The organism is Alteraurantiacibacter aquimixticola, assembly GCF_004965515.1.
GTDB classification, from domain to species: domain Bacteria; phylum Pseudomonadota; class Alphaproteobacteria; order Sphingomonadales; family Sphingomonadaceae; genus Alteraurantiacibacter; species Alteraurantiacibacter aquimixticola.
The window spans coordinates 502,361-525,983 of sequence record NZ_SSHH01000003.1 but is presented as its reverse complement, the minus strand read 5'-3'; the positions used below and the strand labels follow the sequence as shown (position 1 = coordinate 525,983).

24 protein-coding genes and 1 tRNA gene are annotated in these 23,623 nt (G+C 63.5%); 17 read left to right on the top strand and 8 right to left on the bottom strand.

The features are described 5' to 3' along the window. Positions 1 to 305: 305 nt before the first annotated feature. On the bottom strand, positions 306 to 2,825 hold the full coding sequence (locus E5222_RS13460; protein ID WP_136694286.1) for a TonB-dependent receptor: 2,520 nt from the start codon (positions 2,823 to 2,825) through the stop codon (positions 306 to 308). A gap of 208 nt (positions 2,826 to 3,033) precedes the next feature. On the opposite strand from E5222_RS13460, the gene E5222_RS13455 reads away from it, so the two are divergent. Next, positions 3,034 to 4,011 (top strand): helix-turn-helix domain-containing protein, encoded by a 978-nt coding sequence (locus E5222_RS13455; RefSeq protein WP_246021780.1) that lies wholly within the window; start codon positions 3,034 to 3,036, stop codon positions 4,009 to 4,011. 387 nt (positions 4,012 to 4,398) lie between these two features. Here E5222_RS13455 and E5222_RS13450 read toward each other — a convergent pair whose 3' ends face one another. Further along, positions 4,399 to 5,064, bottom strand: a complete 666-nt coding sequence (locus E5222_RS13450) for a hypothetical protein (protein ID WP_169053598.1) — start codon at positions 5,062 to 5,064, stop codon at positions 4,399 to 4,401. Further along, the gene (locus tag E5222_RS13445) at positions 5,016 to 5,648 is read right to left on the bottom strand and encodes an aconitase family protein (protein WP_281276783.1); all 633 of its coding nucleotides are present in this window, start codon (positions 5,646 to 5,648) and stop codon (positions 5,016 to 5,018) included. The genes E5222_RS13450 and E5222_RS13445 overlap by 49 nt, the downstream gene beginning before the upstream one ends. A gap of 95 nt (positions 5,649 to 5,743) precedes the next feature. On the opposite strand from E5222_RS13445, the gene E5222_RS13440 reads away from it, so the two are divergent. After that, a complete protein-coding gene (locus E5222_RS13440) occupies positions 5,744 to 5,965 on the top strand; it encodes a hypothetical protein (RefSeq protein ID WP_136694282.1) in 222 nt (73 codons plus the stop codon). A 383-nt stretch (positions 5,966 to 6,348) separates the two neighbouring features. On the opposite strand, the gene E5222_RS13435 is transcribed toward E5222_RS13440, so the two are convergent. Further along, a tRNA-Ser gene (locus E5222_RS13435) sits at positions 6,349 to 6,439 on the bottom strand. Positions 6,440 to 6,523: 84 nt separating this feature from the next. Between E5222_RS13435 and E5222_RS13430 the strand changes: the two genes are divergently transcribed. The 5 genes from E5222_RS13430 (at position 6,524) to E5222_RS13410 (ending at position 10,057) form a co-directional block, all read left to right on the top strand. After that, positions 6,524 to 6,928 carry a metallopeptidase family protein gene (locus E5222_RS13430; RefSeq protein WP_136694281.1) on the top strand — a complete coding sequence of 135 codons (405 nt, stop codon included), beginning with the start codon at positions 6,524 to 6,526 and terminating at the stop codon, positions 6,926 to 6,928. 142 nt (positions 6,929 to 7,070) lie between these two features. After that, complete coding sequence (locus E5222_RS13425) at positions 7,071 to 8,081, top strand: peptidylprolyl isomerase (RefSeq protein ID WP_136694280.1); 1,011 nt, start codon at positions 7,071 to 7,073, stop codon at positions 8,079 to 8,081. Further along, positions 8,081 to 8,398, top strand: coding sequence for a DUF1905 domain-containing protein (locus E5222_RS13420; RefSeq protein ID WP_136694279.1), 318 nt, complete (start codon positions 8,081 to 8,083; stop codon positions 8,396 to 8,398). The genes E5222_RS13425 and E5222_RS13420 overlap by 1 nt, the downstream gene beginning before the upstream one ends. Then, the gene (locus tag E5222_RS13415; protein WP_136694278.1) at positions 8,395 to 8,730 is read left to right on the top strand and encodes a DUF1905 domain-containing protein; all 336 of its coding nucleotides are present in this window, start codon (positions 8,395 to 8,397) and stop codon (positions 8,728 to 8,730) included. Before E5222_RS13420 ends, E5222_RS13415 begins: the two co-directional genes overlap by 4 nt. 22 nt (positions 8,731 to 8,752) lie before the next feature. Next, on the top strand, positions 8,753 to 10,057 hold the full coding sequence (locus E5222_RS13410) for a serine hydrolase domain-containing protein (RefSeq protein WP_136694277.1): 1,305 nt from the start codon (positions 8,753 to 8,755) through the stop codon (positions 10,055 to 10,057). A 171-nt stretch (positions 10,058 to 10,228) separates the two neighbouring features. Here E5222_RS13410 and E5222_RS13405 read toward each other — a convergent pair whose 3' ends face one another. Further along, complete coding sequence (locus E5222_RS13405) at positions 10,229 to 12,310, bottom strand: RelA/SpoT family protein (protein WP_136694276.1); 2,082 nt, start codon at positions 12,308 to 12,310, stop codon at positions 10,229 to 10,231. 159 nt (positions 12,311 to 12,469) lie between these two features. On the opposite strand from E5222_RS13405, the gene E5222_RS13400 reads away from it, so the two are divergent. The 4 genes from E5222_RS13400 to E5222_RS13385 are packed head-to-tail and all read left to right on the top strand — an operon-like array spanning position 12,470 to position 14,566. After that, a complete protein-coding gene (locus E5222_RS13400) occupies positions 12,470 to 12,754 on the top strand; it encodes a hypothetical protein (protein WP_425456261.1) in 285 nt (94 codons plus the stop codon). Then, positions 12,754 to 13,425: a guanitoxin biosynthesis heme-dependent pre-guanitoxin N-hydroxylase GntA gene (gene gntA / locus E5222_RS13395; RefSeq protein ID WP_425456263.1), complete on the top strand. Its 672-nt coding sequence runs from the start codon at positions 12,754 to 12,756 to the stop codon at positions 13,423 to 13,425. The genes E5222_RS13400 and gntA overlap by 1 nt, the downstream gene beginning before the upstream one ends. Then, positions 13,422 to 14,009: a DUF1989 domain-containing protein gene (locus E5222_RS13390; protein WP_136694274.1), complete on the top strand. Its 588-nt coding sequence runs from the start codon at positions 13,422 to 13,424 to the stop codon at positions 14,007 to 14,009. The genes gntA and E5222_RS13390 overlap by 4 nt, the downstream gene beginning before the upstream one ends. Further along, complete coding sequence (locus E5222_RS13385; RefSeq protein ID WP_136694273.1) at positions 14,009 to 14,566, top strand: DUF421 domain-containing protein; 558 nt, start codon at positions 14,009 to 14,011, stop codon at positions 14,564 to 14,566. Before E5222_RS13390 ends, E5222_RS13385 begins: the two co-directional genes overlap by 1 nt. Positions 14,567 to 14,569: 3 nt before the next feature. On the opposite strand, the gene E5222_RS13380 is transcribed toward E5222_RS13385, so the two are convergent. Continuing rightward, positions 14,570 to 16,483 carry a M1 family metallopeptidase gene (locus tag E5222_RS13380; protein ID WP_136694272.1) on the bottom strand — a complete coding sequence of 638 codons (1,914 nt, stop codon included), beginning with the start codon at positions 16,481 to 16,483 and terminating at the stop codon, positions 14,570 to 14,572. Positions 16,484 to 16,699: 216 nt separating this feature from the next. Here E5222_RS13380 and E5222_RS13375 point away from each other — a divergent pair, with 216 nt between their 5' ends. Continuing rightward, positions 16,700 to 17,578, top strand: a complete 879-nt coding sequence (locus E5222_RS13375; RefSeq protein WP_136694271.1) for a hypothetical protein — start codon at positions 16,700 to 16,702, stop codon at positions 17,576 to 17,578. A gap of 48 nt (positions 17,579 to 17,626) precedes the next feature. On the opposite strand, the gene hemF is transcribed toward E5222_RS13375, so the two are convergent. After that, positions 17,627 to 18,481 carry an oxygen-dependent coproporphyrinogen oxidase gene (gene hemF, locus E5222_RS13370; protein WP_169053597.1) on the bottom strand — a complete coding sequence of 285 codons (855 nt, stop codon included), beginning with the start codon at positions 18,479 to 18,481 and terminating at the stop codon, positions 17,627 to 17,629. 162 nt (positions 18,482 to 18,643) lie between these two features. On the opposite strand from hemF, the gene pdeM reads away from it, so the two are divergent. The 3 genes from pdeM (at position 18,644) to E5222_RS13355 (ending at position 20,622) form a co-directional block, all read left to right on the top strand. Beyond that, the gene (gene pdeM / locus E5222_RS13365) at positions 18,644 to 19,366 is read left to right on the top strand and encodes a ligase-associated DNA damage response endonuclease PdeM (protein WP_136694269.1); all 723 of its coding nucleotides are present in this window, start codon (positions 18,644 to 18,646) and stop codon (positions 19,364 to 19,366) included. A 136-nt stretch (positions 19,367 to 19,502) separates the two neighbouring features. Then, positions 19,503 to 20,024, top strand: coding sequence for a translation initiation factor IF-3 (infC, locus tag E5222_RS13360; protein ID WP_136694268.1), 522 nt, complete (start codon positions 19,503 to 19,505; stop codon positions 20,022 to 20,024). Positions 20,025 to 20,364: 340 nt separating this feature from the next. Then, entirely contained in the window at positions 20,365 to 20,622 is a 258-nt protein-coding gene (locus E5222_RS13355; protein WP_136694267.1) for a hypothetical protein, read from the top strand. 4 nt (positions 20,623 to 20,626) lie between these two features. On the opposite strand, the gene E5222_RS13350 is transcribed toward E5222_RS13355, so the two are convergent. Further along, entirely contained in the window at positions 20,627 to 21,007 is a 381-nt protein-coding gene (locus E5222_RS13350; RefSeq protein WP_136694266.1) for a VOC family protein, read from the bottom strand. Between the two features lie 63 nt (positions 21,008 to 21,070). Here E5222_RS13350 and E5222_RS13345 point away from each other — a divergent pair, with 63 nt between their 5' ends. Both E5222_RS13345 and E5222_RS13335 read left to right on the top strand, forming a co-directional pair. After that, the gene (locus E5222_RS13345; RefSeq protein ID WP_425456260.1) at positions 21,071 to 22,516 is read left to right on the top strand and encodes an SLC13 family permease; all 1,446 of its coding nucleotides are present in this window, start codon (positions 21,071 to 21,073) and stop codon (positions 22,514 to 22,516) included. A 136-nt stretch (positions 22,517 to 22,652) separates the two neighbouring features. Next, complete coding sequence (locus E5222_RS13335) at positions 22,653 to 23,609, top strand: hypothetical protein (protein ID WP_169053561.1); 957 nt, start codon at positions 22,653 to 22,655, stop codon at positions 23,607 to 23,609. Positions 23,610 to 23,623 lie beyond the last annotated feature (14 nt).

The window sequence follows — 23,623 nt, the reverse complement described above, 5'->3', positions numbered from 1 at the left end:
CTTACTGGGAAGGCGAGGTGGCGGTGCAGCCATTCCGGAGACAACTCGTCTCCGGAATGGCCGAGACGTCTATCAGCGATGGTGAACGCCGCGCCTTCGCGCTCGCCGACCTGCGCACGATCGACCGCGATGTCAGCTGTGACCGTAGCACCTGTGTTCACAGCGAGGTGGTCACACTCGACCTGACCCGTGACATGGCTAGGACCATTGCCGCCCAATATGCGCCGGGAAATCCCGACCTTTGGCGCTATCGGCTATGTGCAAGCAATGGCCGGAGCAACCTTGGTCGCGCCGGCCATTACAAGTCAGAAACGCCGGCGAACCGTCACTGCAACTTCGCGTGGACGGCCTGGCTGGCCATTGACGTAGAAGGTGGCGAACTTGTTGAGGAAATAGAACTTATCGAACAGGTTCATCGCCTCCAGCGAGATCGACCAATCCTCATCGGGCGAGCGATAGGTCAGGCGGGCGTTCACCAAGGTATAGCTGTCAACGTCGACATTGGGATCGCAATCGAAATTGCCACAATATCCCGGTGTGTAATTGACATCGATGCGCGGTGTCAGCGAACCGATATTGTCGCCGAGCAAGGCTTCGTACTGGATGCCCGCGCTCCATTTGAACTCCCCGATACCGGGGCGGTTGGCGCCAACTATGATCGCGGTTGTGGGATAGTTGATCGAGGTGAACTCGAAATCGGTGAGGCTCATTGCGCCGTCGATCTGCAGGCCGGCGGCCGGCCTTATCGTGGTCTCAAGCTCGAACCCGCGCACCTTAGCGTCACCAATATTCAGGTACTGACCGCAGAGGCCCGGAATACCGCCGCCCGTTACCGGCAATGGCTGATCGTCCAGGCCGAGGCAGGTGGTCGGCGTGCCCTGATAGCCTTCATATTCCATGTGGAAGATGCTGCCGTTCAGGCGCAGGGCCCGGTCGAGCAGATCGGTCTTGAAGCCGACTTCGTAAGCCTTGAGTTTTTCTGCGCCGAATGGCCGGATTTGTTGATAGACATAGGGTCGCGGCGCTACGCCGCCGCCTTTGAACCCAGTCGAGAACTGGGCATAGACCATCGCATCGTCAGTGATGTTGTAGGACGCCACGGCACGATAATCCGTGATGGTTTCCTCATACACGCCGACAAAGCCGGTCAGCGGATTGCCCGGATTGCTGAGCGGCAGGTAATCGCCATTCCCGTCCGGGTTGAGGCGATTATAAAGATATTCCTTCTTCTCGTGCGTGACCCGAATGCCGCCCTCCAGCGTCAGCCGGTCGGTAACGGCAAAGGCGACATTCGCGAAGCCGGCATAACTTTGCAGGTCCGCCGTATCGTCATTGATGAAGGAGAAGCACGGCGTGTCTGCCGGGCAGAAGCCCGAAAACGGCGTGTGGATGCGAGCATTGTAGCGCGTAGATGCATCATAGTAGAAGCCGCCCACCACAAGATCGAGCTTGTCTTCCAGCAGGACGGCATTCAGCCGCAATTCCTGACTGAACTGCTCATGCGTGTAATCGGAATCATCCATGATGAAGACCACGGGCGAATGGTCGTTGTCCGAACCCGTCTCGCTGAACATGTGGCGATAACCGGTAATCGACTTCAGCGCGAGATTGTCGCTCAGTTCCAGGTCGATCGTCGCGGACACACCCCATGCTTCCGCGCCGGCGGCCGAAGGTGCGATGAACGGCCCAAGCGGCTCACCCGCGATATAGCCGGAGGGCGGCCCCGGAGGTGCACCGATCGCCGAATACATCACCCCGGGATCGTAGAAGTTGGCATAGCTGGCATACGGATCGTTCAGCACCGCATCGGCGCGGCGATATGGTCCGTAGGTGACGAAGCGGTCGTCATAGGCCACGCCCTGATAGGGGATCGAGAGGCCGGAACGGTCGACATAACCGGCGGCACGCCCAACCGTGACCGACTCGCCGCTGGCGATCAGCACAGAGGCCTGGGTTTCCGACGTATCCTTGGTGTAATCGCCCATGACATTGATCTCGAGCGGACTGCCTTCCGGCGCGATCCGCAGCGATCCGCGCACGGCATACATCTGCTGGTTGCCCATTTCGCCCAGCTCGCAATCGCCGCCGGATGCGATGCTTGGCAGCGCGCCGGAAATCACATCGAAATCGTCCGGGTTGAGGCAACCGTAATCATAGCGGGTGACGTGCCCGTCACGGTTGCGGGTGACTCCGGTAAAACGCGCGTAAACAGCGTCGGGCACGACGGTGAAGTCCGCGCTTGCCTTTACATCGATGCGGCCGAGATTGCCCAAGCTGGCCTCGACATAGCCGCCCGAGCCTTCCGGCTTGCGGGAGTATATCTTGATTGCGCCGCCCAGCGTATTCATGCCGGAAAGCGTGCCCTGCGGTCCACGCAACACCTCGATGCGTTCAATGTCGGTCAGGTCGAACGCACTGCCCAGGACCGTGCCGTAGTAGATGTCATCGATATAGGTGCCCACGCCCGGTTCGACCGACGGGCTTTGGTCCGACTGGCCGACGCCGCGAATAAAGACGCGCACGGAATTGCCCTGGCCTGCCGGGTTCTTCTGCAGCAGCAAGTTCGGCATCTGTGCGGTGATGTCCGTAAGCGTCGTCTGACTGCGCGCTTCGAGCAGGTCTCCACTGACAGCTGTGATCGACAGCGGCACGTCTTGGACATTCTGTTCGCGTAGCTGCGCGGTGACGATGATGACGTCGGGGTCGACATCATCGCTCTGCGCCAGCGCCGGGTTGGCTGCCAGTGCAAACCCTGCGGCCAGAGCCGGGGCGGAGATGCGCGTCAGCAATCCGGCACGACGCACCAGTGAGTATGTGCGAGACATGAATTCTTCTCCCAATAAATCGGCCGCTCATCACCGCTGACGGCAAGCGATTTTTGGCTTGCTACAGCGCCCAGGCGGCATTCTCTTTTTCTTCGGCAGTGCAAAACTGCCTGCAAGACTGGGCCTCATCTTGCCCCTTCCCGCAGACATACTTACCTTTCTATGCATTGGGAGGCGTTGACTGATGTGGAGATATGGCTTGCCACAGGTGGAAGCCGGGCTGCCACCCCAAGTCGGCGCAGTTATAGATCTGCGCCAAGTGAAGCAGGACCAGCGACGGTTGATGTGGGACGTCGCTGCGAGGGAAGCGTGGCCCGGAATTACGGTCCGGCTGCGAACAGCGCTGCCGGCTGGCGGGTCGATCAGGCGGGTCAAGCTCGGTACAGCCGACCTATACGAAGTGGAATCCGTCCCTGCCGAAGTCGATTTCCGCCCGACCCAGCTTCCTTCATCGCGCAGCGCCTTCATCTCCGTGATGGTCCAGGTCGAGGGATCGACCAATATCCGCCAGTCGGCCAGAAATGCGACTGTCGAGCCCGGCGACATCTGCCTGCTGGACGAAGCATGCGTGTTCCGCATGTTAACGGAGCAAGGCTGTCGCATCTATTTCCTGCGCCTGCCCCGGGTGCAGGTGTTGGGCCGGCACCCGCAACTGGAGCGGTTGTTTGCCCGGACGCTACCCTCTTCGGAACCAGGCGCCGGTCTGCTGGCTGAACTGCTGCTGCGGCTCGGCCGGGATGCGTTGAAATTGGACGAGGCACAGCGCCTTGCCGCACTCGCCGGGATCGTGCAGATGCTCGGCCTCGCCTCGCCGTCCGCAGGTGCCGGACTCGACATCCCTTGGCGGATATGCCGGGCGCTGGATTTCATTGAGCTCAACCTGGCCCTGCCAGAGCTGACTGCTGAAAATGTAGCGCGCGAACAGCGCATCAGCCGCCGCCGACTGGACCAGATCATGCAGGAACATGTCGGGGAGGCGATCTCGGCCCATATTCGGAGTCGACGACTGGAAAGTGCGGCGAAAGACTTGCGCAACCCGCAGCGAGTGGACCAGTCGATCGCACAAATTGCGTTCGCCAACGGTTTTGAGGACGCAGCGCATTTTTCACGCTCCTTCAAGCGCCGATATCTTGTCACGCCCGGACAATGGCGGCTGGACGGCAAGGTGAAACACGGTACAATCTAGACTTCGCGATTGCCAAAGATGAACTGGGTCCTCCGCAGCAGCGTGTTTTTGCGCTTGTGGTCGCTGACGGGAGATGTGCCCAAAGGAATCGTGCGATCGCAGCTGGCCGGCCCAGTTGTCCCATCGCCCCCCGTTTCGGAACGGGGCTTCCTGCTCGTCCGAGGCCAAGTGCGAACGTCCCAATCTCAGCAACGCGCTATGGCGGGTACGCCAGTCTACGGGTAATTTCTCCAATCGGCGCAGCTGCCATTTCACCGGGGCGACCGCCAGGCATCGGCATCACCGGCCAAACCTTGTCGGCACTGATTCCGCTCTCGTAACGGTCCAGCCGCGTCTCGATGGGCTGGAGGTACGATAGCCTCACCAGACAACAGCGGTCCCGACAAGTCAGGAAAGCAATCGAGATATCAGTTTGGCTACCCCACCGGCCGCAACCAGCTCGACCTCGCGCAGGGTCCGGAGGTCGAGTTGCCCTGCAATCGACTCCGTCCTTCCGGCTTCAGCGAGCTCAATCGTCACGGCTGCGTTGATCCTGGGTTCACGCGGTCCCAAAACGGACAAACGGCTCAAGGGTGAAAGGCCCGTGACCGGATCCCGGTTCACCAATATCGGCAATATGCCCATGGCGATCAGGTTGCTGCGATGGATACGCTCGAAACTGCGCGCGATAACCGCCCGAATTCCCAGCAGCGCCGTCCCCTTGGCTGCCCAGTCGCGCGCCGAACCGCAGCCATAGCCCTCACCCGCCCAGATAACTGCCGGCGTGCCCTGATCCGTGTAGGAGCGCGCTGCATCGAAGACGCTCGCTTCACTCCCATCGGCGCAAATCGCAGCATTGCCCTCCCTGCTGGCGATACGTTTGGTGAGGCGGGGATTGTCGAATGTGCCGCGCAGCATCACCTCGTGATTGCCTAGGAAATCGCCATAGCTGCCGAAGCGCTCCCCATCCCAGCCATTCTCCCGCAACCATCTGGCAACAGGCGACCCTTCCGCAATCTCCCCGATCAGGGAGATGTGATCGGTCGTGATACTGTCTCCCAACCACAGCAGCACAGCAGCATCGCGTAGTGGCAGGACGGACCGGGTGGGAGCCGTGTCGACAAAGGGGGGCCCCTGATCGTCAGCGAGCTCTCGTCCCAGGCAAAGCGCTGGCCACGGTGCGCTGGCAGCTCGCTCCAGCGCCGATCCACGAACAGACCCGCTGCGGGATCGGGCCAGTCTTTTGATGCGGCAAGTATAGCTTCCGCGTCGCCCGGCGCTGGCCAGATGTCAGCGAGCCGAACCTCACGCCCCTGCATGTCCACCCCCAGCACATCGCTCGACAGGTCGAGCGCCACACTGCCCGCCAGCGCCGCCGCCACGACCAATGGCGGTGACGCGAGGTAGTTTGCGCTCACCTTTACGTGAATGCGGTTGGCAAAGTTGCGGTTTCCGGAGAGGACTGCCGCACCGGTCATGCCAGGGTGACGCGCCAGCAGATCCTCTGCAGCCGTGGTCAGCTCCCCGCTATTGCCGACACAGCTGGTACAGCCATAGCCGAGAGTGGCAAAGCCGATCTCCTCAAGCGAGGGGAGAAGATCCGCGCGAGCAAGCAAATCGGTCATCGCGCGCGAACCTGGCGCAAGGCTGGCCTTCACCCATACGGGGCGGCAAGCGCCTGATCACCGCCGGTAAAACGGCACCACTGCATGAAGACCCGGCCCTGATCGCCGCACTCCGGCGCGCGCATGCCATGCTTGACTGGGTGCGCGGAAGGCCATCACTCGCCGCCTCGCCAGGCTCGCAATATGATCGTAAGATCCTGCGCCTGGCCTTGCTCGATCCCGCTCTTCAGAGCGACATTTTGACCGGACGCCAGCCGCCAAGTCTGACACTTGAAAACCTCAAGCAGATCGACATACCGATCTGCTGGTACAAGCAGCGCGAAGTGCTGGGTTGGCCGGCACGAAGTTGAGCGTCGACCGGTGCATCACCCTTTCCCTGCAAGCAGACGGCCATTCCCTGTTTTGCGGGCCGAATTCCCTTCTATGGAAAGTAGGGAATTCGGCAGAGAGCACCAACCCGAAAGCCAGGGTTTCTGAGGGTTTGCGCTTCGCTCGGATGTGCACAGCACTCACGAATACCAACTAGCCTTGCGAAATTCCCTGCAGATCCCCTGATAAGCAGGGAAACCGCACCGATTTTATTCGGCGCGGAGACACGCAGGGGAAATTGGCCGGAATTGCGCCGGAGACGGAGCGAAAATCCCCCAACAGTGACGGCTTCGCCCGGACAAGGCTGCGGAATTCCCGGGAATAATGGGAATTGAAGAAACCAGAGATATATCAATGAGATATGTGGCGGAGCGGGAGGGATTCGAACCCTCGATACGGGGTTACCGTATACACACTTTCCAGGCGTGCGCCTTCGACCACTCGGCCACCGCTCCGCATGCCTGACTTTGGCAGAAGGCGCGCTCCTAGCCGCCCCATCGCCGGATGACAAGCGCAGTTACGCCGCCTATTGGCCGGGCATGACACGTGACTTCGGGATCGCCCCTTCCGCCGCCGAGATCGAGGCCATGGCGCGCACCGCCATTGCCCGCCTGCCCGACCAGTTCCGCCTGCCGTTGACGGAGGTCGCGGTGATGGTGGTGGACCTGCCCGAAGACGAGTTGCTGGCCGAGATCGGGATCGCGCATCCCTATGAGCTCACCGGCGTCTACGAAGGCATCCCGCTCGACATGCGCAGTATCGAACATTCGGGTACCATCCCCAGCCGCATCCGCCTGTTCCGCCTGCCGATCCTCGACGAATGGGCCGATCGCGGGGACGAGACGCTGGAGCACCTCGTTGCCCACATCACCGTGCATGAGGCAGGGCATCATTTCGGCCTGTCGGATGATGACATGCATGCGCTGGAAGCGATGGTGGACTAAGAGCAAAAGTCCGTTCGTGCTGAGCCTGTCGAAGCACCGCTTTTCTTTTTTTTGCGGGAACATTGAAGGGGAAGAGCGGCCCTTCGACAAGCTCAGGGCGAACGGGGATTGTCTTGCCAAGCGGGCGTGGCACAGTGCGCCCATGAATCGCACAGCCCTGCTCGCCGCCCTGCCCCTCGCTTTCGCCGTACCCGCATGGGGGCAGGAAGAGGCGGAGCCGGTCACGCCCGCCAGCATCGTCGCAGCCTCCGCGCCGGAGGAATGGGTGGAGATCGATCCCGACCATATCCTCGTCATGCGCCTCGCCGATAATGGCAGCGACGCCCCGCGCGACGTGGTGATCCAGCTGCTGCCCGAACCCTTCAGCCAGCCCTGGGTGGAAAACATCCGCACCCTTGCCCGCGCACATTGGTGGGACGGCACCAGCGTCTATCGCGTGGTCGATAACTGGGTGGCGCAATGGGGCGGCGGCGATCCGGAGCTGGATATGGACCCGGGGCCGATGCCGGATGGGGTGCTCGACACCCAAGGGCTGGCCTATCCTTCTACTGCCAGTGACTTGCACAGGCCGCTTGTCGAAGAATACCTGCAGAACGCGTTTGAAGGCATCGTCGATAGTCGCATCGCGTGGCTCGACGGACATGCTGGTTTCCCTCGCACGGGCTACTATGCCGACCTGGAGGTCTGGGTCGATGGCTGGCCCATTTCCGCTGGCGATGGAGGTGAAACGGTCTGGCCCGTCCACTGCTACGCCCATGTCGGTGTCGCCCGCGACCTTGCGCCTGATACCGGCACCGGCTCAGAACTTTACGCGGTCATCGGCCATGCGCCGCGCCAGCTCGACCGCAATATCGCCGTGGTGGGGCGCGTAATCGAGGGGATCGAGCATCTCTCCACCCTCCCGCGCGGCACCGGCGATGCGGGCGTCTATGAGGACCGCGCCGAGGACACGCCGATCGAGTGGGTGCGCCTTGCCAGTGATGTCGAAGAAAGCGAGCACTGGCGGTACGAGTATCTCGACACCACCAGCGACAGCTTCGCCGCCTATGTCGCCAACCGCGCCAATCGGCATGACGCCTTTTACGAGGTTCCCGCGGGCGGGGTGGATATCTGCAATGTGCAGGTGCCGATCCGTCAGATCCCGGCTGAGTGATGCAGGGCGAGGTCGTCTCGGTCACCGGCGAACTGCTGGGCTGGCGCAATGATGCCGGGATGCTGGCGACTTACCTGAAGATCACTGGCGAAGCGGCGCAGGATATCTCCGCGCATGAGCTCCACGCCCGCATCACCAGCGGCAAGAGGCGCGGCTTCGGATCGGTCAAGGTCGAGGCACGGATCGGCGAGAGCAGCTGGACGACCAGCGTCTTCCCGCAAGACGAAGGCTGGTTCCTCCCCGTCAAGGCCGCGGTCCGCCGCGCCGAGGCGCTGGAGGAAGGCACAACCACCTCCGCCGAGATCACCCTGCTGTGAGCGACCCCATCACCCATCACTCGCAGATCTGGCTGTGGTCGGGCGCGGAGAATGGCTACAGCTGGCATTTCGTCACGCTTGATGGGGAGGCGGCCGAAGCGATCCGCGCGCATGAGGCGATGCGGCGGCTGGAGCTCGGGCCAAATGCAGGAAGGCGGCGCGGCTTCGGCTCGGTCAAGGTCGCCGCCACGATCGGCGAGACACGGTGGACCACCTCGGTCTTTCCCAGCAAGCCGCAAGATGGCTACATATTGCCGCTGAAGCTCGCGGTGCGAAAGGCGGAGGACCTTGCGGCGGGCGACATGGTCGCGGTGGAGCTGGAACTGCTGTGACGCCTTGGTGGGAGGACAGAGGATGGACGGGATTTCCAAAGCAATCAGCCGCCGTGACATATTGCGCGGCGCAGGCGCGGCAGGCGTATCGCTGGCGGCATTGCCGCTGATCTCCTGCAGCAGCGGCGGCGCGGGGACGCAGGCTGCCGACTGGCCCAATGTCGCCGCAATGATCGAGCGTTATCGCGCCACCGGAAAGATCGCCAATATGCAGGTGATGCTGGGCCAAGGGGCTGACACCCTGCTGATGGGTGGCGGGCTCGATGCGTTCGACACGCCCGACCGGCCGAGCAATGTGAACAGCCTCTACCGTCTCTATTCGATGACCAAGCCCATTGTCGGCATGGCGACCATGCTGCTGATTGCGGAGGGCAAGATGCGGCTGGACCAGGAGCTGGCCGAGATCCTGCCCGCCTTCGAGAACATGGCGGTCCAGAAGGAATATGACGGCCCGATCACGTCGGACAACCTCGAACCGGCGGAGCGGCCGATCACCATCCGCCACATGCTCACCCACACTTCGGGCCTCGGCTATGCGGTGGTGCAGCAGGGACCGTTGTCGGATACGATGAAGGCGGCGGGCGCGGTGACCGGGCTCGTCGGGCCGGACCCCGCCCCCCACCTCGCGCGCGGCGAGCCGGTGGCAACGCTCGCCGAATTCGCCGACATCATGGCGCGTATGCCGCTGACCCACCAGCCGGGCACGCGATGGAGCTATTCCACCGGGCTCGACCTGATGGGCCGGGTGATCGAAGTGGTCGCCGAACAGGATTTCGAGGAGTTCCTGACGGAGCGGATTTTCGAGCCCTGCAAGATGGATAGCACCTTTTTCCGCGTGCCCAATGGCGCGATCCAGCACATGACCACCAATTACGACGTGCAGGGCGAAGAGCCGGTGGTCGTCGATGGCGGGATGGACACGGTGTTCCAGGGCGATGGCTATTTCCCGATGGGCGGGACGGGCCTCGTCTCATCCCCGCATGATTACGACCGCTTCCTCGCCATGATCGCCAATTCGGGCCAACTCGACGGGGTGGAAGTGCTGCCCGGGGAGGCGGTGACCATGGGTACGAGCGACCTGCTGCCCGATCCTTCGGTGACACAGGGAAGCTGGGTCGAAGGATACCGCTTCGGCGCGGCGGGCAGGCTCGGCTGGGCGGGAATGGACCACGCCTATGGCTGGGCGGGCAGCGCGGGCACCGTCGGCTTCGTCGATCGCGCCAGCGGCCTGCGCGTGGGCGTCTATACGCAATATATGCCGGCGAGCAGCTGGCCAATTGCGGATGATCTGCAGGCTGCGGTGATGCAGGATTTGGCGTTGCGTTAGCTTTGCGCACCCGCATCCGCGGGTGCGTCCTCGGTGCTATTCCCTCCGCTGCGCTGCGGGGCACCTGCGGGCGGCCATCCGGCCTTGCGGTCGCTGTGCTCCCCTGCTGCCGGCTGCCTCCCTCACCCCCAGTGCAAGGGCTCAGTGCAAGGGGCGCTTCCTGCCCTTCAACTAAATCCGCTCCGCTTCGGCGACGGAATCACTCGCCCGCAGCGAGCTGACGATCCGCGTCAGATGCGCCAGGTCCTGCACTTCCAGGTCCACCGCATAGGTGTGGAAGGGATCATCGCGCTGGGTGAGTTCGAGGTTCATCACATTGGCGTTGTTGCGCGCGAAGGTGCCGGCCATTTCCGCCAGCGTGCCAGGCCGGTTGTAGAGCGTGATGTTGAGCCGCCCGACCGCGCCGTGCGAATGCTCGCCCCATGACAGGTCCACCCAGTCGGCATCCTCGCCATTCGCGAGTTCGAGGCAGTCGATCGCATGGACTTCCACGCCCTTTCCCTTGCGCCTGAGGCCCACGATCCGGTCGCCCGGCAGCGGGTGGCAGCATTCGGCAAGTGTGAAGCCCATGCCCGGCGTAAGTCCCTTGATGCTGATCGCGCGGCCCTGCGGCATCTCCTCCGGCAGGTCGCGGGTAGAGCCGGGGACCAGCGCTTCCATCACCATGCGATCGGTCAGCTTGGCGGAGCCGATGGCGAACATCAGGTCCTCCTCATCCCCCAGCTCCAACCGTTCGAGTGCGGCCTTGATCGCCTTCTTGCCGACCTTGGCGGGCAGGCGCTCGACGATCTCCTCGAACAGCTTGGCGCCGATCTCGGCGATCTCCGCACGCTCCTTCAGCCGCACCGCGCGGCGAATGCTGGCTCGCGCCTTGCCGGTGACGACAAAGCCGAGCCAGGAGAGCTGCGGTTCGGCGCTGGAGCCCTTGATGATCTCCACCACGTCGCCATTGTTCAGCTGCGTGCGCAGCGGCATGTGCCGCCCGTTGATCTTCGCGCCCACCGTCTGCGCGCCAAGGTCGGTATGCACGGCAAAGGCGAAGTCCACTGCGGTCGCGCCCTTGGGCAGCTGGAACAGCGCGCCCTTGGGCGTGAAGGCGAAGATGCGGTTCTGGTAGACCGCGAGCCTTGTATGCTCGAGCAGTTCCTCGGCATCGTGGCTGGCATCGACGATCTCGATCAAATCGCGCAGCCAGCCCACTTCACCATCGGGCCGGCCGGCCTGCTTGTAGGCCCAGTGCGCTGCTAGGCCGAATTCGTTGGTCCGGTGCATCTCGCGCGTGCGGATCTGCACTTCGACGCGCATCGATCCGGCATGGATCAGCGTGGTGTGCAGTGACCGATAGCCATTGGTCTTGGGGGTGGAGATATAGTCCTTGAAGCGGCCCGGCACGCTCTTCCAGACAGTGTGCAGCACGCCCAGCGCCCGGTAGCAATCCTCCACGCTGGAGGTGAGCACGCGGAAAGCCATGATGTCGGTCACCTGCTCGAACGACACGTGACGTTCGGCCATCTTCTTCCAGATCGAATAGGGGTGCTTCTCGCGCCCCCAGACCTCGACCTCCAGGCCGGCTTCGGCCAGCGCCTGCTTCATGTTGAGCGCGATGGCATCGACCTGCCCGCCTTCGGTGGAACGGATCTGCTCCAGCCGGCTGGTGATGGTGGCATAGGCCTCCGGCTCCAGCTGCTCGAAAGCCAGCAGCTGCATCTCGCGCATATATTCGTACATGCCCACCCGCTCAGCCAGCGGGGCGTAGATATCCATCGTCTCACGCGCGATGCGGCGGCGCTTTTCCGGGTTCTTGATGAAATGCAGCGTGCGCATATTGTGCAGGCGGTCGGCCAGCTTCACCAGCAGCACGCGCAGATCCTCGCTCATGGCGAGGAGGAACTTGCGCAGGTTCTCGGCCGCCCGCTCATTCTCGGGCATCTGCTCGATCTTGGAAAGCTTGGTCACGCCATCGACAAGGCGGGCGACGTCCTTGCCGAACAGCAGCTCGATATCCTCGATCGTCGCCAGCGTATCCTCCACCGTATCGTGGAGCAGCGCGGTGATGATGGTTTCCTGGTCCAGCTTCAGGTCCGTCATCAACCCCGCGACTTCGACCGGGTGGCTGAAATAGGGATCGCCGCTGGCGCGCTTCTGGCTGCCATGCTTCTGGACGGTATAGACATAGGCACGGTTGAGCAGCGCCTCATCGGCGTCAGGGTCGTATTCCTTGACCCGTTCAACAAGTTCGTACTGGCGCAGCATATGTTCAAGATAGTGCCGGATTCTGCGGAAAACAGGAAGGATTTTCACCTTTTGTGATGAGCCGGATGCTGCATGAACGTGCGACGAGCCGATCCCCCGCGCCGGAACAAGGGACCGCCTCCCGCATTTGAGAAGCGCAAGCAACCGAGCAGGATCATCATGTTCACACAGCTCAATCCCAGCCTTCCCGTCCACGTCCTCGACCGCGGCAAGGGTCAGGCCGTTGGCGTTATCGATTACGGTCCCGAACACCATTTGATCTGGGTCACCACCCTTGATGCCAATGGCGAAATCTGGTGCGCGCCCAATCCGCAAGTGCGCTTCCAGGGCAACTGGACCATGGGGCGCAAGCGTCCCCCGGCAATCGCCCCCGTCATGGCGAAACCCTCGCAAGCCTGCAGCTGCGACGAGGAGCGCGAGGCGGCAGGAGTGGTGCCATGCTGATGGAGGAAGCAGACGACGCCGCCCTCCGCTCCGATCTCGAGGAATGGATCGAGGCCAAGGCCTTTCCCTGCGTCGGCGCCAAATCCGCCCTCGCCCGCGGAAACCTGCGCGTGATGGCCGCGCGCGACATCACCAGCGCGTGGAACGATGTGAAGATCCACGACGCGCTGCTGCACTGGGCGTGGGACTATCGCGACGATCCGGGCGGATTGCGCTCGCTGGCGGTGGTCTTTGCCGGCCCCAACGACCTTTCCGAAGACGAGTTCGAGCGGCATATGTGGGACCGCATCCAGTCGCTCGCCGACAAGGATCACTGGCGCGGCCAGCCCTATGACGAGAGCGTGAGCCCGGACCCGGAAAACCCGCATTTCTCGCTCAGCTTCGGAGGCCAGGCTTATTTCGTCGTCGGCCTGCATCCCAATGCTTCGCGTCCAGCGCGGCGCTTTCACCACCCGACCATGGTGTTCAACCTGCACGACCAGTTCGAACGCCTGCGCGAGGAAGGCCGCTACGAACGCATGCGCGAAGCGATCCTGAAGCGTGACGAGGCGCTGGCGGGCGACATCAACCCGATGCTTGCGCGCCATGGTGAAAGCAGCGAGGCCTGCCAGTATTCGGGCCGCGCAGTGCCCAAGGGCTGGAAGCCGCCTTTCGAGGACAAGCGGGCATGAGCGATGTGCAGGTCATACCGCCGCGCTCCGGCGTGGCCTTCCGGCTGGACAAGGGACAGGTGCTGGAAGTGGTCGATGTCGAAGGCTGCCAGGTTTCCGACCTGCTCGCCTTCAATGCCGGTGACGTGCGCGAGGTCGTGTCCAACGGGCGGACCTTCGACTACGAGGAGACGCTGAAGCTGACCACCGGCAACACGCTTTGGTCCAACCGCTCCAACCCGATGCTCACGATCACGCGCGACGATGTGGGCTGCCACGATTTCCTGCTGACGCCGTGCAGCGAGGGGACCTTTCGCCATTTCTATCCTGACGAGCCCGTTCATCGCGGATGCTTCGGAAACCTGGCGGAAGCGCTGGAACCCTATGGCGTTACGGAAGACGCGATCCCCACTGCCTTCAACGTCTTCATGAACGTGCCTTTCGACGGGACAAGCGGGCGCATCAGCGTGGAGCCGCCGCCATCGAAGAAGGGTGACGTGCTGCAGCTGGAAGCGCAGATGGACTGCGTGATCGGCCTCACCGCCTGCTCCGCCTATGCCTCCAATGGTGGCAGCTTCAAGCCGATCGGCTGGAGGATACTGTAATGGAGCGCGAGTTCTCGCTGTTCGAGACGAGCTGGCCGCAACTGGCCGAAGTCGCGCTGTCGGCGGCGCTGGCCTATGCCGCCATCGTGGTCATCATTCGCGTCAGCGGAGCGCGCACCACCGCGCAGCTCAACAGCTTCGACTGGATTGTGAACGTGATCGTCGGCAGCCTGGCCGCCAGCGGCATCTTGCTCGAAGACGTCTCGCTCCTTGCATCGCTGACCGGCATTATTGTGCTGGTGGCGTTGCAATACACGCTCGCCCGGCTGACCCAGCACTTCAAGCCGTTCGAGAAGCTGGTGAAGGACGAGCCGGTGATGCTGACCCACAAGGGCCGCTATCTACGCGAAGCCATGCGGCGCACCCGCATCTCGGAAGACGAGATCATGACCGCACTGCGCGGCGAAGGGCACACCTCGGTCGAGGATGCCAATTGGGTGATCCTGGAAACCAACGGCACGCTCAGCGTCATCCCGCGCGATGAGAACAAGTCGCTGGAGACGGTCGAAGCGCTTGAGCGCGTCGCGAAGCCGGGACTGCGCGACGCGCTGAGCTAGTCTTCAACTTTCATCCCAGTCCAGCACTTCATCAACGCTGCCGCGCGTATAGGCGTGGTAGGTCGGCCGCGCGCTTGTGTAGAGCGGGCGGGCGATCGCCATGCCCCAGTCGCCGCGATCGGCGAGCACCTGGTAGAGCGGCGAAACGAACTTGTTACGGCCCACGGTGGAGAGGAATTCCTCCGCTTCAGGCACTGCCGGATCGTAATCGTTCATCAGGGCGAGGCGCAGCCACAGGAAGCGGATCTCGTTATTGCCGGTCTGCGACAGGCCGAGCGTTTCGTTGAGTTCCTCCAGCGCTGCCGTATCGAGCTGCTCAGGCACTTCGCGCAGGAAGCGCATCTGTTCCGCCGCGCTCCAGCCGTGCCAGCTTTCGGCATCGAGCGTGCCGTCGGCGGCATAGGCGGCGACCGCTGCATCGACGGCAGCGAAGGCGGCCGGATCGGGCTTGGCCGCATTGGCGGGAATTCCGGTGCCGTAGATCCATTCTTCCAGCATCAGCGCCTCTTCCAGTTCCTCGTCGCCCTGGATCAGATTCTCGCGCAGGTCGGCGATGAACATTTCGGACGTGGCGGGCTGGAAGGCGTGGGCATCGAACCACTGCCGCAGCCAGGGATCGAAACGCTCGCGCCCGATGATACCTTCGACGGTGCGCAGGAAGACGGTGCCCTTGTCGTAGATCGCCTCTCCGGCGGTATCGAAGGGGCTGGTGCCGGCGGGCGTGCGCATGGCGGTGACGGGATTGTCTGCGCCCTTGTCCTCCACCATGTCCACCAGTGCGCCATAGCTCAGCGCATATTCCTGTTCGGAACGGGTGGTGCCGAAGACCTCTTCCGAAATGCGGCTCTCGATATAGGAGGTAACACCCTCGTTCAGCCAGCCATCGCGCCAGCTGGAATAGGTGACGAGGTTGCCCGACCAGCTATGCGCCAGCTCATGCGCGACGAGGCCGGTGTTGGAGCGGTCGCCAGCGATGAAAGTCGGCGTCAGGAAGGTCATCACCGGGTTTTCCATGCCCCCGTAAGGGAAGGCAGGCGGCAGCACGATCATGTCGTAACGGCCCCAGCGATAGTCGCCGTAGAGCCCCTCGGCCGCATCGATCATCGCTTCGGTATCGACGAGTTCGGCGGCGGCCTCCTCGATCATCGCAGGCTCTGCCCAGACGCCCGAGCGCGGGCCGAGTTCGCGGAAGGTGATGTCGCCAGCCGCAATCGCGATCAAATAGGGCGCGACCGGATGGTCCATGCGGAAGGCGAAGGCGTGGCGGCCCTCGCCCGCTTCCTCGGCCTCGCCCTGGATGATGCCGGACATGACCACGTTGAGCTCTTCGGGGGCAGTCACGCGTGCTTCCCAGCTCTGGCGGATGCCGGGCGAATCCTGCGTCGGGATCCAGGTGCGGTTGAGGATCGCCTGCCCCTGGCTGAAGAGGAAGGGATGCGCCCCGCCCGCGGTCTGCTCCGGGCTCAGCCATTGCAGCGCTTCGGCTTCCGGAGCGGAAGTGTAAGTGACGACGATCTGTTCGGGAGCGGCCTCACCGAAAGTGATGGTCAGCGGCTCGCCCTTGCCATCGACATGCTCGCCCATCTGCCAATCCAGCGCTTCGCCCGAAACGGTGGCGACGCTTTCCACCTGCAGCCCGTCGCTGTCGAGCACGATCTCCCCCGCGCCATCGGCGGCGAGGATATCGAGCGTGGCGGTGCCCGACACGTCCTGCTCTTCGAAATCGAGCGCGAGATCGAGCGCCACATGCGTCACCCGCGCCACCTGCGGCTGGGCGAAAGTGAAGTCGTCGAAAGCCTCCTCGCTGGTGAGGATCGGCGCGACCATGCGTTCGCCGGCTTCGCTCTGGAACGGTGCCTCGCAGGCGCTCAGGCTGAACAGGGAAGCCGCAGCGGCGGCGGAAAACAGGATGCGCATGGATACTCCGGGGATGACGGATTCGGTTACGGCTGCAACCTTAGGGGCGCGGAATGCGCTTGTCATCACTCGCCGATCGCCGTGTCGCCAATCGCCGTGTCGTTTGTCGAGCGAGGTGACGCATAGGGCCAAGGATTCTGGGAACGGTAATGTTATTCGGGCACCAATCGGATCGGTTGTCGCCCGCTATTGGGCGCATCCGCATGGAGGATCACAATGCGCAGGACCGGCATGTTGCCAGCACTGCTGGGCTGCTTCGCCATCTTGGCAGCCCAGCCCGCGACGGCGGAGGAAGAAGAGCAACAGCTCGATTCCGAGGATGTGATTGTCATCGAGGGCGACCAGCCGGTTAGCGTGCGCGACGTGCGGCGCCAGGCAGGATCGATCACTCCACGCGAAGGCGCGGTTGGCGCACCGCTCGCGCGGATGCGCCGCGAGGTTTGCGTCGGAGTTTACGGCCTTGCGCCCGACAGCGCGCGGCTGGTGATCGACCGGATCTACTACAATGCCGAGGCGGTGGGGCTGAAGGTCTCCGAGGAAGAAGGCTGCACGGCCAATATCGTCGTCGCCGTGGTCGAGGACCCGCGCGAGGAATTCGCAAGCCTGCGGCGCGAAAGCAGCCGGCTGGTGGAAGGCATCGATTTGTGGGAACGCAAGCGCGTGGCCGAACAGGAAGGCCCCGCCCTCGCCTGGAACGCAGTCGCCACCACTGCCTTTGACGGTTCGCAACCCATCGGCCGCGGGCCGCCCGTTTTCGAAAGCACCATGTCGGGCCGGACCGGCACCCACACGCTGCGCGAGATCATGGTTTCGGTGGTGCTGGTCGACAGCGAGGCGCTGGCCGGGCTCGATGGCGTGACGCTGGCCGACTACGCCACCATGCGCAGCCTCGCCCACACGCGCGCGCCGATCGAGGCGATTTCGGCCCCCACCGTGCTCGGCCTGTTCACCGCAGAGGGCGCCCCGGACCGGCTGAGCGCCTTCGACAGGGGTTATTTGCGCAGCCTCTATGGCGGCCCCGGCAACCGCCCGCTGTCCTATGCGATGTCGGACATCGGCCGCGAAATCCGGCGCGAAATGGAAGGGCGGGAGTAGGCTTCCGCCAACTCCCTCACTCCCCCTCAGCTCCGCCTCAACTCCCCCTCAACTCCATGTCACCTCGGGCGGCAGGCTCATCAGGATCGCATCGATATTGCCGCCAGTCTTGAGGCCGAACAGCGTGCCCCGGTCATAGACGAGGTTGAATTCGACATAGCGGCCGCGCCATTCCTTTTGCGCGGCTTTTTCTTCCTCGGTCCATTCCTGCCCCATGCGCCTGCGCACGATCGCCGGGAAGGCGTCGAGGAAGGCCTCGCCCACGTCGCGGGTGAAGGCGAAGTGCCGTTCGAACTGGTCGAGATCCTCGCATTCGAGGTGGTCGTAGAAAATGCCGCCCACGCCGCGCGCCACGCCGCGATGGGGGATGAAGAAGTAGTCGTCCGCCCACTTGGAGAAACGCTCATAATAGGTCGGGTTATGCGCCGCACAGGCTGCGCGCAGGCGGGCATGGAAGGCCTCTGTATCCTCCTCATAGGGGATCGGCGGGTTGAGATCCGCCCCGCCGCCGAACCAGGCCGACTGCGTGGTGAGGAAGCGCGTATTCATATGCACGGCGGGCACATGCGGGTTGGCCATGTGCGCGACCAGGCTGATGCCGGTGGCGGTAAAGCCCGGATTGTCCGCGTCCGCTCCATTGATCGAGTCGGCGAATTGCGGCGCGAATTCGCCCGAGACGGTGGAGACGTTGACGCCCACCTTCTCGAACACCTTGCCCTTCATCACCCCGCGCACGCCGCCGCCGCCTTCAGTGCCGTCCTCGGTCTCGCGGTCCCAGGGGATGTAATCGAAGCCGGCGTCCGATCCCGCCTCACGCTCGATCGCCTCGAACTCGGCGCAGATGCGATCGCGCAAGCTTTCGAACCATTCCTTGGCGGCGGCGGTTTGATCGGTCCAGGGCATTCTCGTCCTCATGTCGTCATTGCGAGCGACCGGAGGTCGCGCGGCAATCCAGGGCAGATCGCGTGTGGTACTGGATTGCTTCGTCGCTACGCTCCTCGCAATGACGAGGATCAAAGCTTCAGCCCCCTTGCCAAACGGCTCCAGCCACGGCAAGTGGAACCAATGGTTCCCCTTTCGTTCGCCTTTCCCTTTTGCGGTGAGGAATTCCGCCTGACGCGTTCGAATGCGCTCTTCTGGCCGCGTGAGAATGCGCTGCTGGTGGCGGACCTGCATCTCGAAAAGGCGAGCTTCTTTGCGCAAGCCGGGCAGCTGCTGCCACCCTATGACAGCCGCGAGACGCTGGAACGGCTGGCGGCGGCGGTGAAGGAAACGGGTGCGCGGCGAGTCTATACTCTGGGTGACAATTTCCACGATGCCGATGGCCCCGCGCGGCTGGAGGGGCATGCGGCGGGCATGCTCGATGCGCTGACCCGCGCGCTCGATTTCGTGTGGATCACCGGCAATCACGATGCCAAGGATTCCGGGGCTCAGGACGAGAAAGGCCGAGCAGCTTGCGGCGGCACTTTCGTGGAGGAACTGGAGCTTGCCGGCATGGTGCTGCGGCATGAGGCGAAGAAGGGCGAGTCTCGGCCCGAACTCTCCGGCCATTTCCACCCGCGGCTGCAGGTGAAAGTCCACCACAGGCACATCCGCCGCCCCTGTGCGGTGGTGAGCGAGAATGGCGCGGATAGCGGCCGCATGATCCTCCCCGCCTTCGGATCGCTGACGGGCGGGATGAACGCCGCGGATCCTGCAATCCTCAAGGCGCTGCAACCGGCGCGCCGTATCGATGCCATGGTGCCGACCGAGAGGAAGCTGGCGCGGTTCCCGATCTGGAGGCCCTGAGGTTTCCGCCCGCCCATCCGGGCAAGCGAAAAACCAACAATCCCTACCCCCTAGCTTCCGCGCCGATTCCTCACTACATAGGCGCCAGACAAACGCAGCTACAGGAGCAACGCCCATACCACGTCCACCACGGCGCATGAACACGCCGCCGGTCAAGTCCGGCCCACGATACGATAATATGATCCAGTCCGATAAGGTTCGCGTCATTGATGAGAATGGCGAGAATATCGGCGTTCTCTACACGCAGGAAGCGATCGAGCAGGCAGCCGATGTGGGGCTGAACCTGGTCGAAGTCTCGCCCAATGCAGACCCGCCCGTGTGTAAGTTCCTCGATGTCGGCAAGTATCGCTACGAAGCGCAGAAAAAGGCGAACCTGGCCCGCAAGAGCCAGAAGACGCAGGACATCAAGGAAGTGAAGATGCGCCCGAACATCGACACGCATGACTACGATGTGAAAATGCGCAACGTGAACAAGTTCATCGAGAATGGCGACAAGGTGAAGGTCACCCTGCGCTTTCGCGGCCGCGAAATGGCGCACCAGCACCTGGGCATGGACCTGCTCAAGCGGGTGCAGGACGACGTGGCGGAAATCGCCAAGGTCGAGGCATTCCCGCGGCTCGAAGGCCGCCAGATGCTGATGGTGCTCGCGCCGAAGTAAGCGCGGTTCCCGATCAAATCACCAAAGGGGGCGTGATCCGCAAGGGTCGCGCCCTTTTCACTTGCGGTTCAGGGGCTTTCGGCAAGTCTTGGGCAAGGAAGGGGAGGTCCGATGAAACGCGTTTCCTGTACCGTATCCGCCGTCATGATGCTCGCTGCCGCTGCTCCGGCGATCGCGCAGGAGGACGAGGGCGAAAGCGCCCCTTCGCGATTCGAGGAAATCAACCGCCAATTCGGCCATCGACTATTGGCCCATTACGGGACTTATCCACCGAGGGGGAGTTGCATGGCTCCCACCGGCTGCGGCATTCTTGGTGCCGAGCTAGGGAGGACAAGCAATTATGGGCACGGAACGGCGTGACACAATGCACGGCGCACTGGTCGGCTGGCATGTCGAGGATCTCGGCCAGCGGATGGTTCTGACGGTGGAAACGGTTTCCAAGCCGCCGCCGCATCATCGCGAAGATGTGCACAAGCACCGCTTCGTACTCGACCGTAACCAGTCGGTACAATTGGGAAATTACCTGTTCGAAATGAGCGGGCAGGCCCCGCGGCGCGGGCGGCGCAAACCGCTGCTCGACCGGTTGCTGGGCGCTTGAGCTCCTAGCCTGCGGGCTCCCACAATTCGATCGGGTTGCCGTCGCAATCATGGATGCGGGCGAAACGGCCGACGCCCTCGATCTCCTCGTGCCGACTCGCCTCGACGCCGGCTTCCGCCAGCGAGTCGAGGAGGTCGTCGAGCCCCGCGACGCGGAAATTCAGCATCACTTGCCGCTCCGCCTGCCAGTAATCGCTGTCGGCAGCAAAGGCGGCGAAGACGGTATGGCCGCCCTCCTGCTCCCAGGTCCATTCGCCATCAGGCGTGGGGCTGCCGCTCTGGGTGGCGTTGAAACCCAGCTGGTCGCGATACCAGGCTGCCAGCCGCGCCGGATCGGTCGAGCGCAGGAACACGCCGCCAATCCCCAGAACCTTGCCAGAACTCATTGCACACTCCCTTGCCGATCGCGTCCCGGACGGTAGGCTACAGCCATTCGAGGGGAGAGCCAATTGTCACCGGAAATACCGGCATCAACGCGCGCCAGCCGCATCGGCTTCTGGGTGGGACTGGCGGGTTTTGCCGCCACGCTGATCCTGCCCGCACCTGCAGGCATGGAACAGCCAGCCTGGCATGTCGCCGGGCTGGTGGTGTGGATGGCCGCCTGGTGGATGACCGAGGCGATCCCGCTCACCGCCACCGCACTGCTGCCCTTCATCGTCCTGCCCTTCAGCGAAGCGGGGACCGCGAACGAGGTGGCCGGCGATTACTATTCGCCGATCCTGTTCCTGCTGCTGGGCGGTGCCTTCATCGCGCTGGCGATCGAGCGGACCGGCCTGCACCGAAGGCTGGCGCTGTTCATCCTCAACGCCATCGGCGATCGCGGCGGGGCGATGGGCATATTGCTTGCCTTCATGGTCTCGGCGGCGATCCTGTCCAACATCATCTCCAACACCTCGACCACGCTGATCATGATGCCGATGGCGCTGGCGGTGCTTGCGGGAGGCACGTCCTCAAGTAGCGAAGCGGTAGGACACAAATTGGGTCTCAGCGGCGCACTGCCCATGGGCATCGCCTTTGCCGCCAGCATTGGCGGGCTCGGCACGATCATCGGATCGCCCACCAATGCCATTGGCGTGGCGCTGCTGAAGGAGACGACGGGTTACGAAATCTCCTTTGCCCAATGGGCCGCATTCGGCGTGCCGATCGCGGTGCTGGGCATCCCGCTCGCCGCCTTCATAATCGGCAAGGTGCAGCAGGTGGGAAGCCATCCCTTCGATGCCGCCGCGGCGCGCGTAGCGATCGATCCGCACGGGCCGTGGACTGTCGCGGAAAAGCGGCTGGTGCCGGTGATCGCGGTGACCTTCCTCGCCTGGATGCTGCGCCCCTTCCTGCTTCCCTTCGTGCCCGAGGGATCGCTGGTCGATGGCACCATCGCCATCCTTGCCAGCCTGGCGCTGTTCATCCTGCCCGACGGGACCGGCCGCCGCATGCTGATGTGGGACGAGGCGAACCGCGCGCCCTGGGGCGTGATCATGATGTTCGGCGGCGGGCTGGCACTGGCCGGCGCGATGGGCCGCACGGGCCTTGCCGCATGGCTTGGAGAGGCTCTGCTGCCGCTCGCCAGCGTGCCGCTTATACTCGTGGCCCTCGCCGTAGTGGCAATGGTGGTGCTGGTGACGGAGTTCGCCAGCAATGTGGCTACGGCAAGCGGCATCATGCCGGTGGTCGCCAGCCTCGCCCTCGCGCTGGGAGCGGACCCGCTGCTGATTGCACTCCCCGCCGCCATGGCCGCCAGCTGGGGCTTCATGCTGCCGGCGGGCACCGGCCCCAATGCCATCGCCTGGGCGACGGGGCGCATCCAGCTGGGCCGCATGGTCGGGGCGGGCCTGATCCTCGATTTCTGCGGCATCTTCCTGGTGGTGGGCGTGTGCTGGCTGGTGGCGCTGGCCTTCTGAGGCAAATGCTCCGCCGTGTTCATCCGCCAGCCATATTCGCGGCGGTCAAATAAAGGGAAACCCGGGTATACGCCCTTGCCCATCTTCGCCGCCCCCCGCTAAAGACGCGGGGCTTCATTCTGACGGGATCACAGCCTTGACCAATCATCGAACCACCCTGCGCCGCCGCTTCCGCTTCCTGCTGGGAGCCGCCGCCTGCGGGGCGCTGCTGGCTTCCTGCGGCGGCAGCAGCGATCCCACCCCTACACCCACCCCTACGCCTACACCGACGAGCACGGGCACTCCGACTCCCACGCCGACTTCGGTCAACTTCGACTTCACCGAAGATTTCGCGATCGGCACGTCGCGGGCCTATATCTATGCCTACTTCACGCCCACGGGCGGAGCGGAGGTCTTCAGCGATGCGGCACGCGTGAATGCGACTGCCGGCGTGTCCTTCGCGGTTGACCCGGAGACGGCGCAATTCGCCTTCCCTGACCTGTCCTCACCGGTCGAGTTCGATGCGGCGGACCTTGCCGGCTCGACTGCCAATTCGCGCACCTATGTGGACGGTGACGAGCGGCTGGTGCTGGAACGCCCCTTCACCAATGTCCTTTCGGCTTCCTATGAACGCAAAGACAGCGGCATCGTCGGCACCGAGCCGGGCGATATTCGCAGCACCCGCGTGGTCCTGGTGCTGAATCCAGTCTCCACGACCGACACGATCGACGCCGATATCGCATATACCGGAACGCCCGTGATCGACGGCGGCACGCCCGGCACTACGCCTGATGGAGAGGCCGTGGGCGAAGTGACCACGCTCACCGTCGATGCCAGTGAGGATGCGGTCGTGGGTACACTGCGGATTTTCGAAGATAGCGGATCGGGCCCGGCGCTGGTCGCCACATTGCCGGTCGATGCCGACCTCACCAATGCAGGGACATTCTCGCAAGGGGCGACAACGCTTGTCGACAATGGCAGCGGATTTTCCGGCGCGCTGATCGGCTTCCTGGCCGGCCCCAATCGCGAGGAAGCGGCGCTGGTCTTCTCCATCTCGCATGACGATGGCCGCAAATATGTGGGCCAGCTGGTCATGCAGGACACGACGCCCTGACCTGACTGGCGACC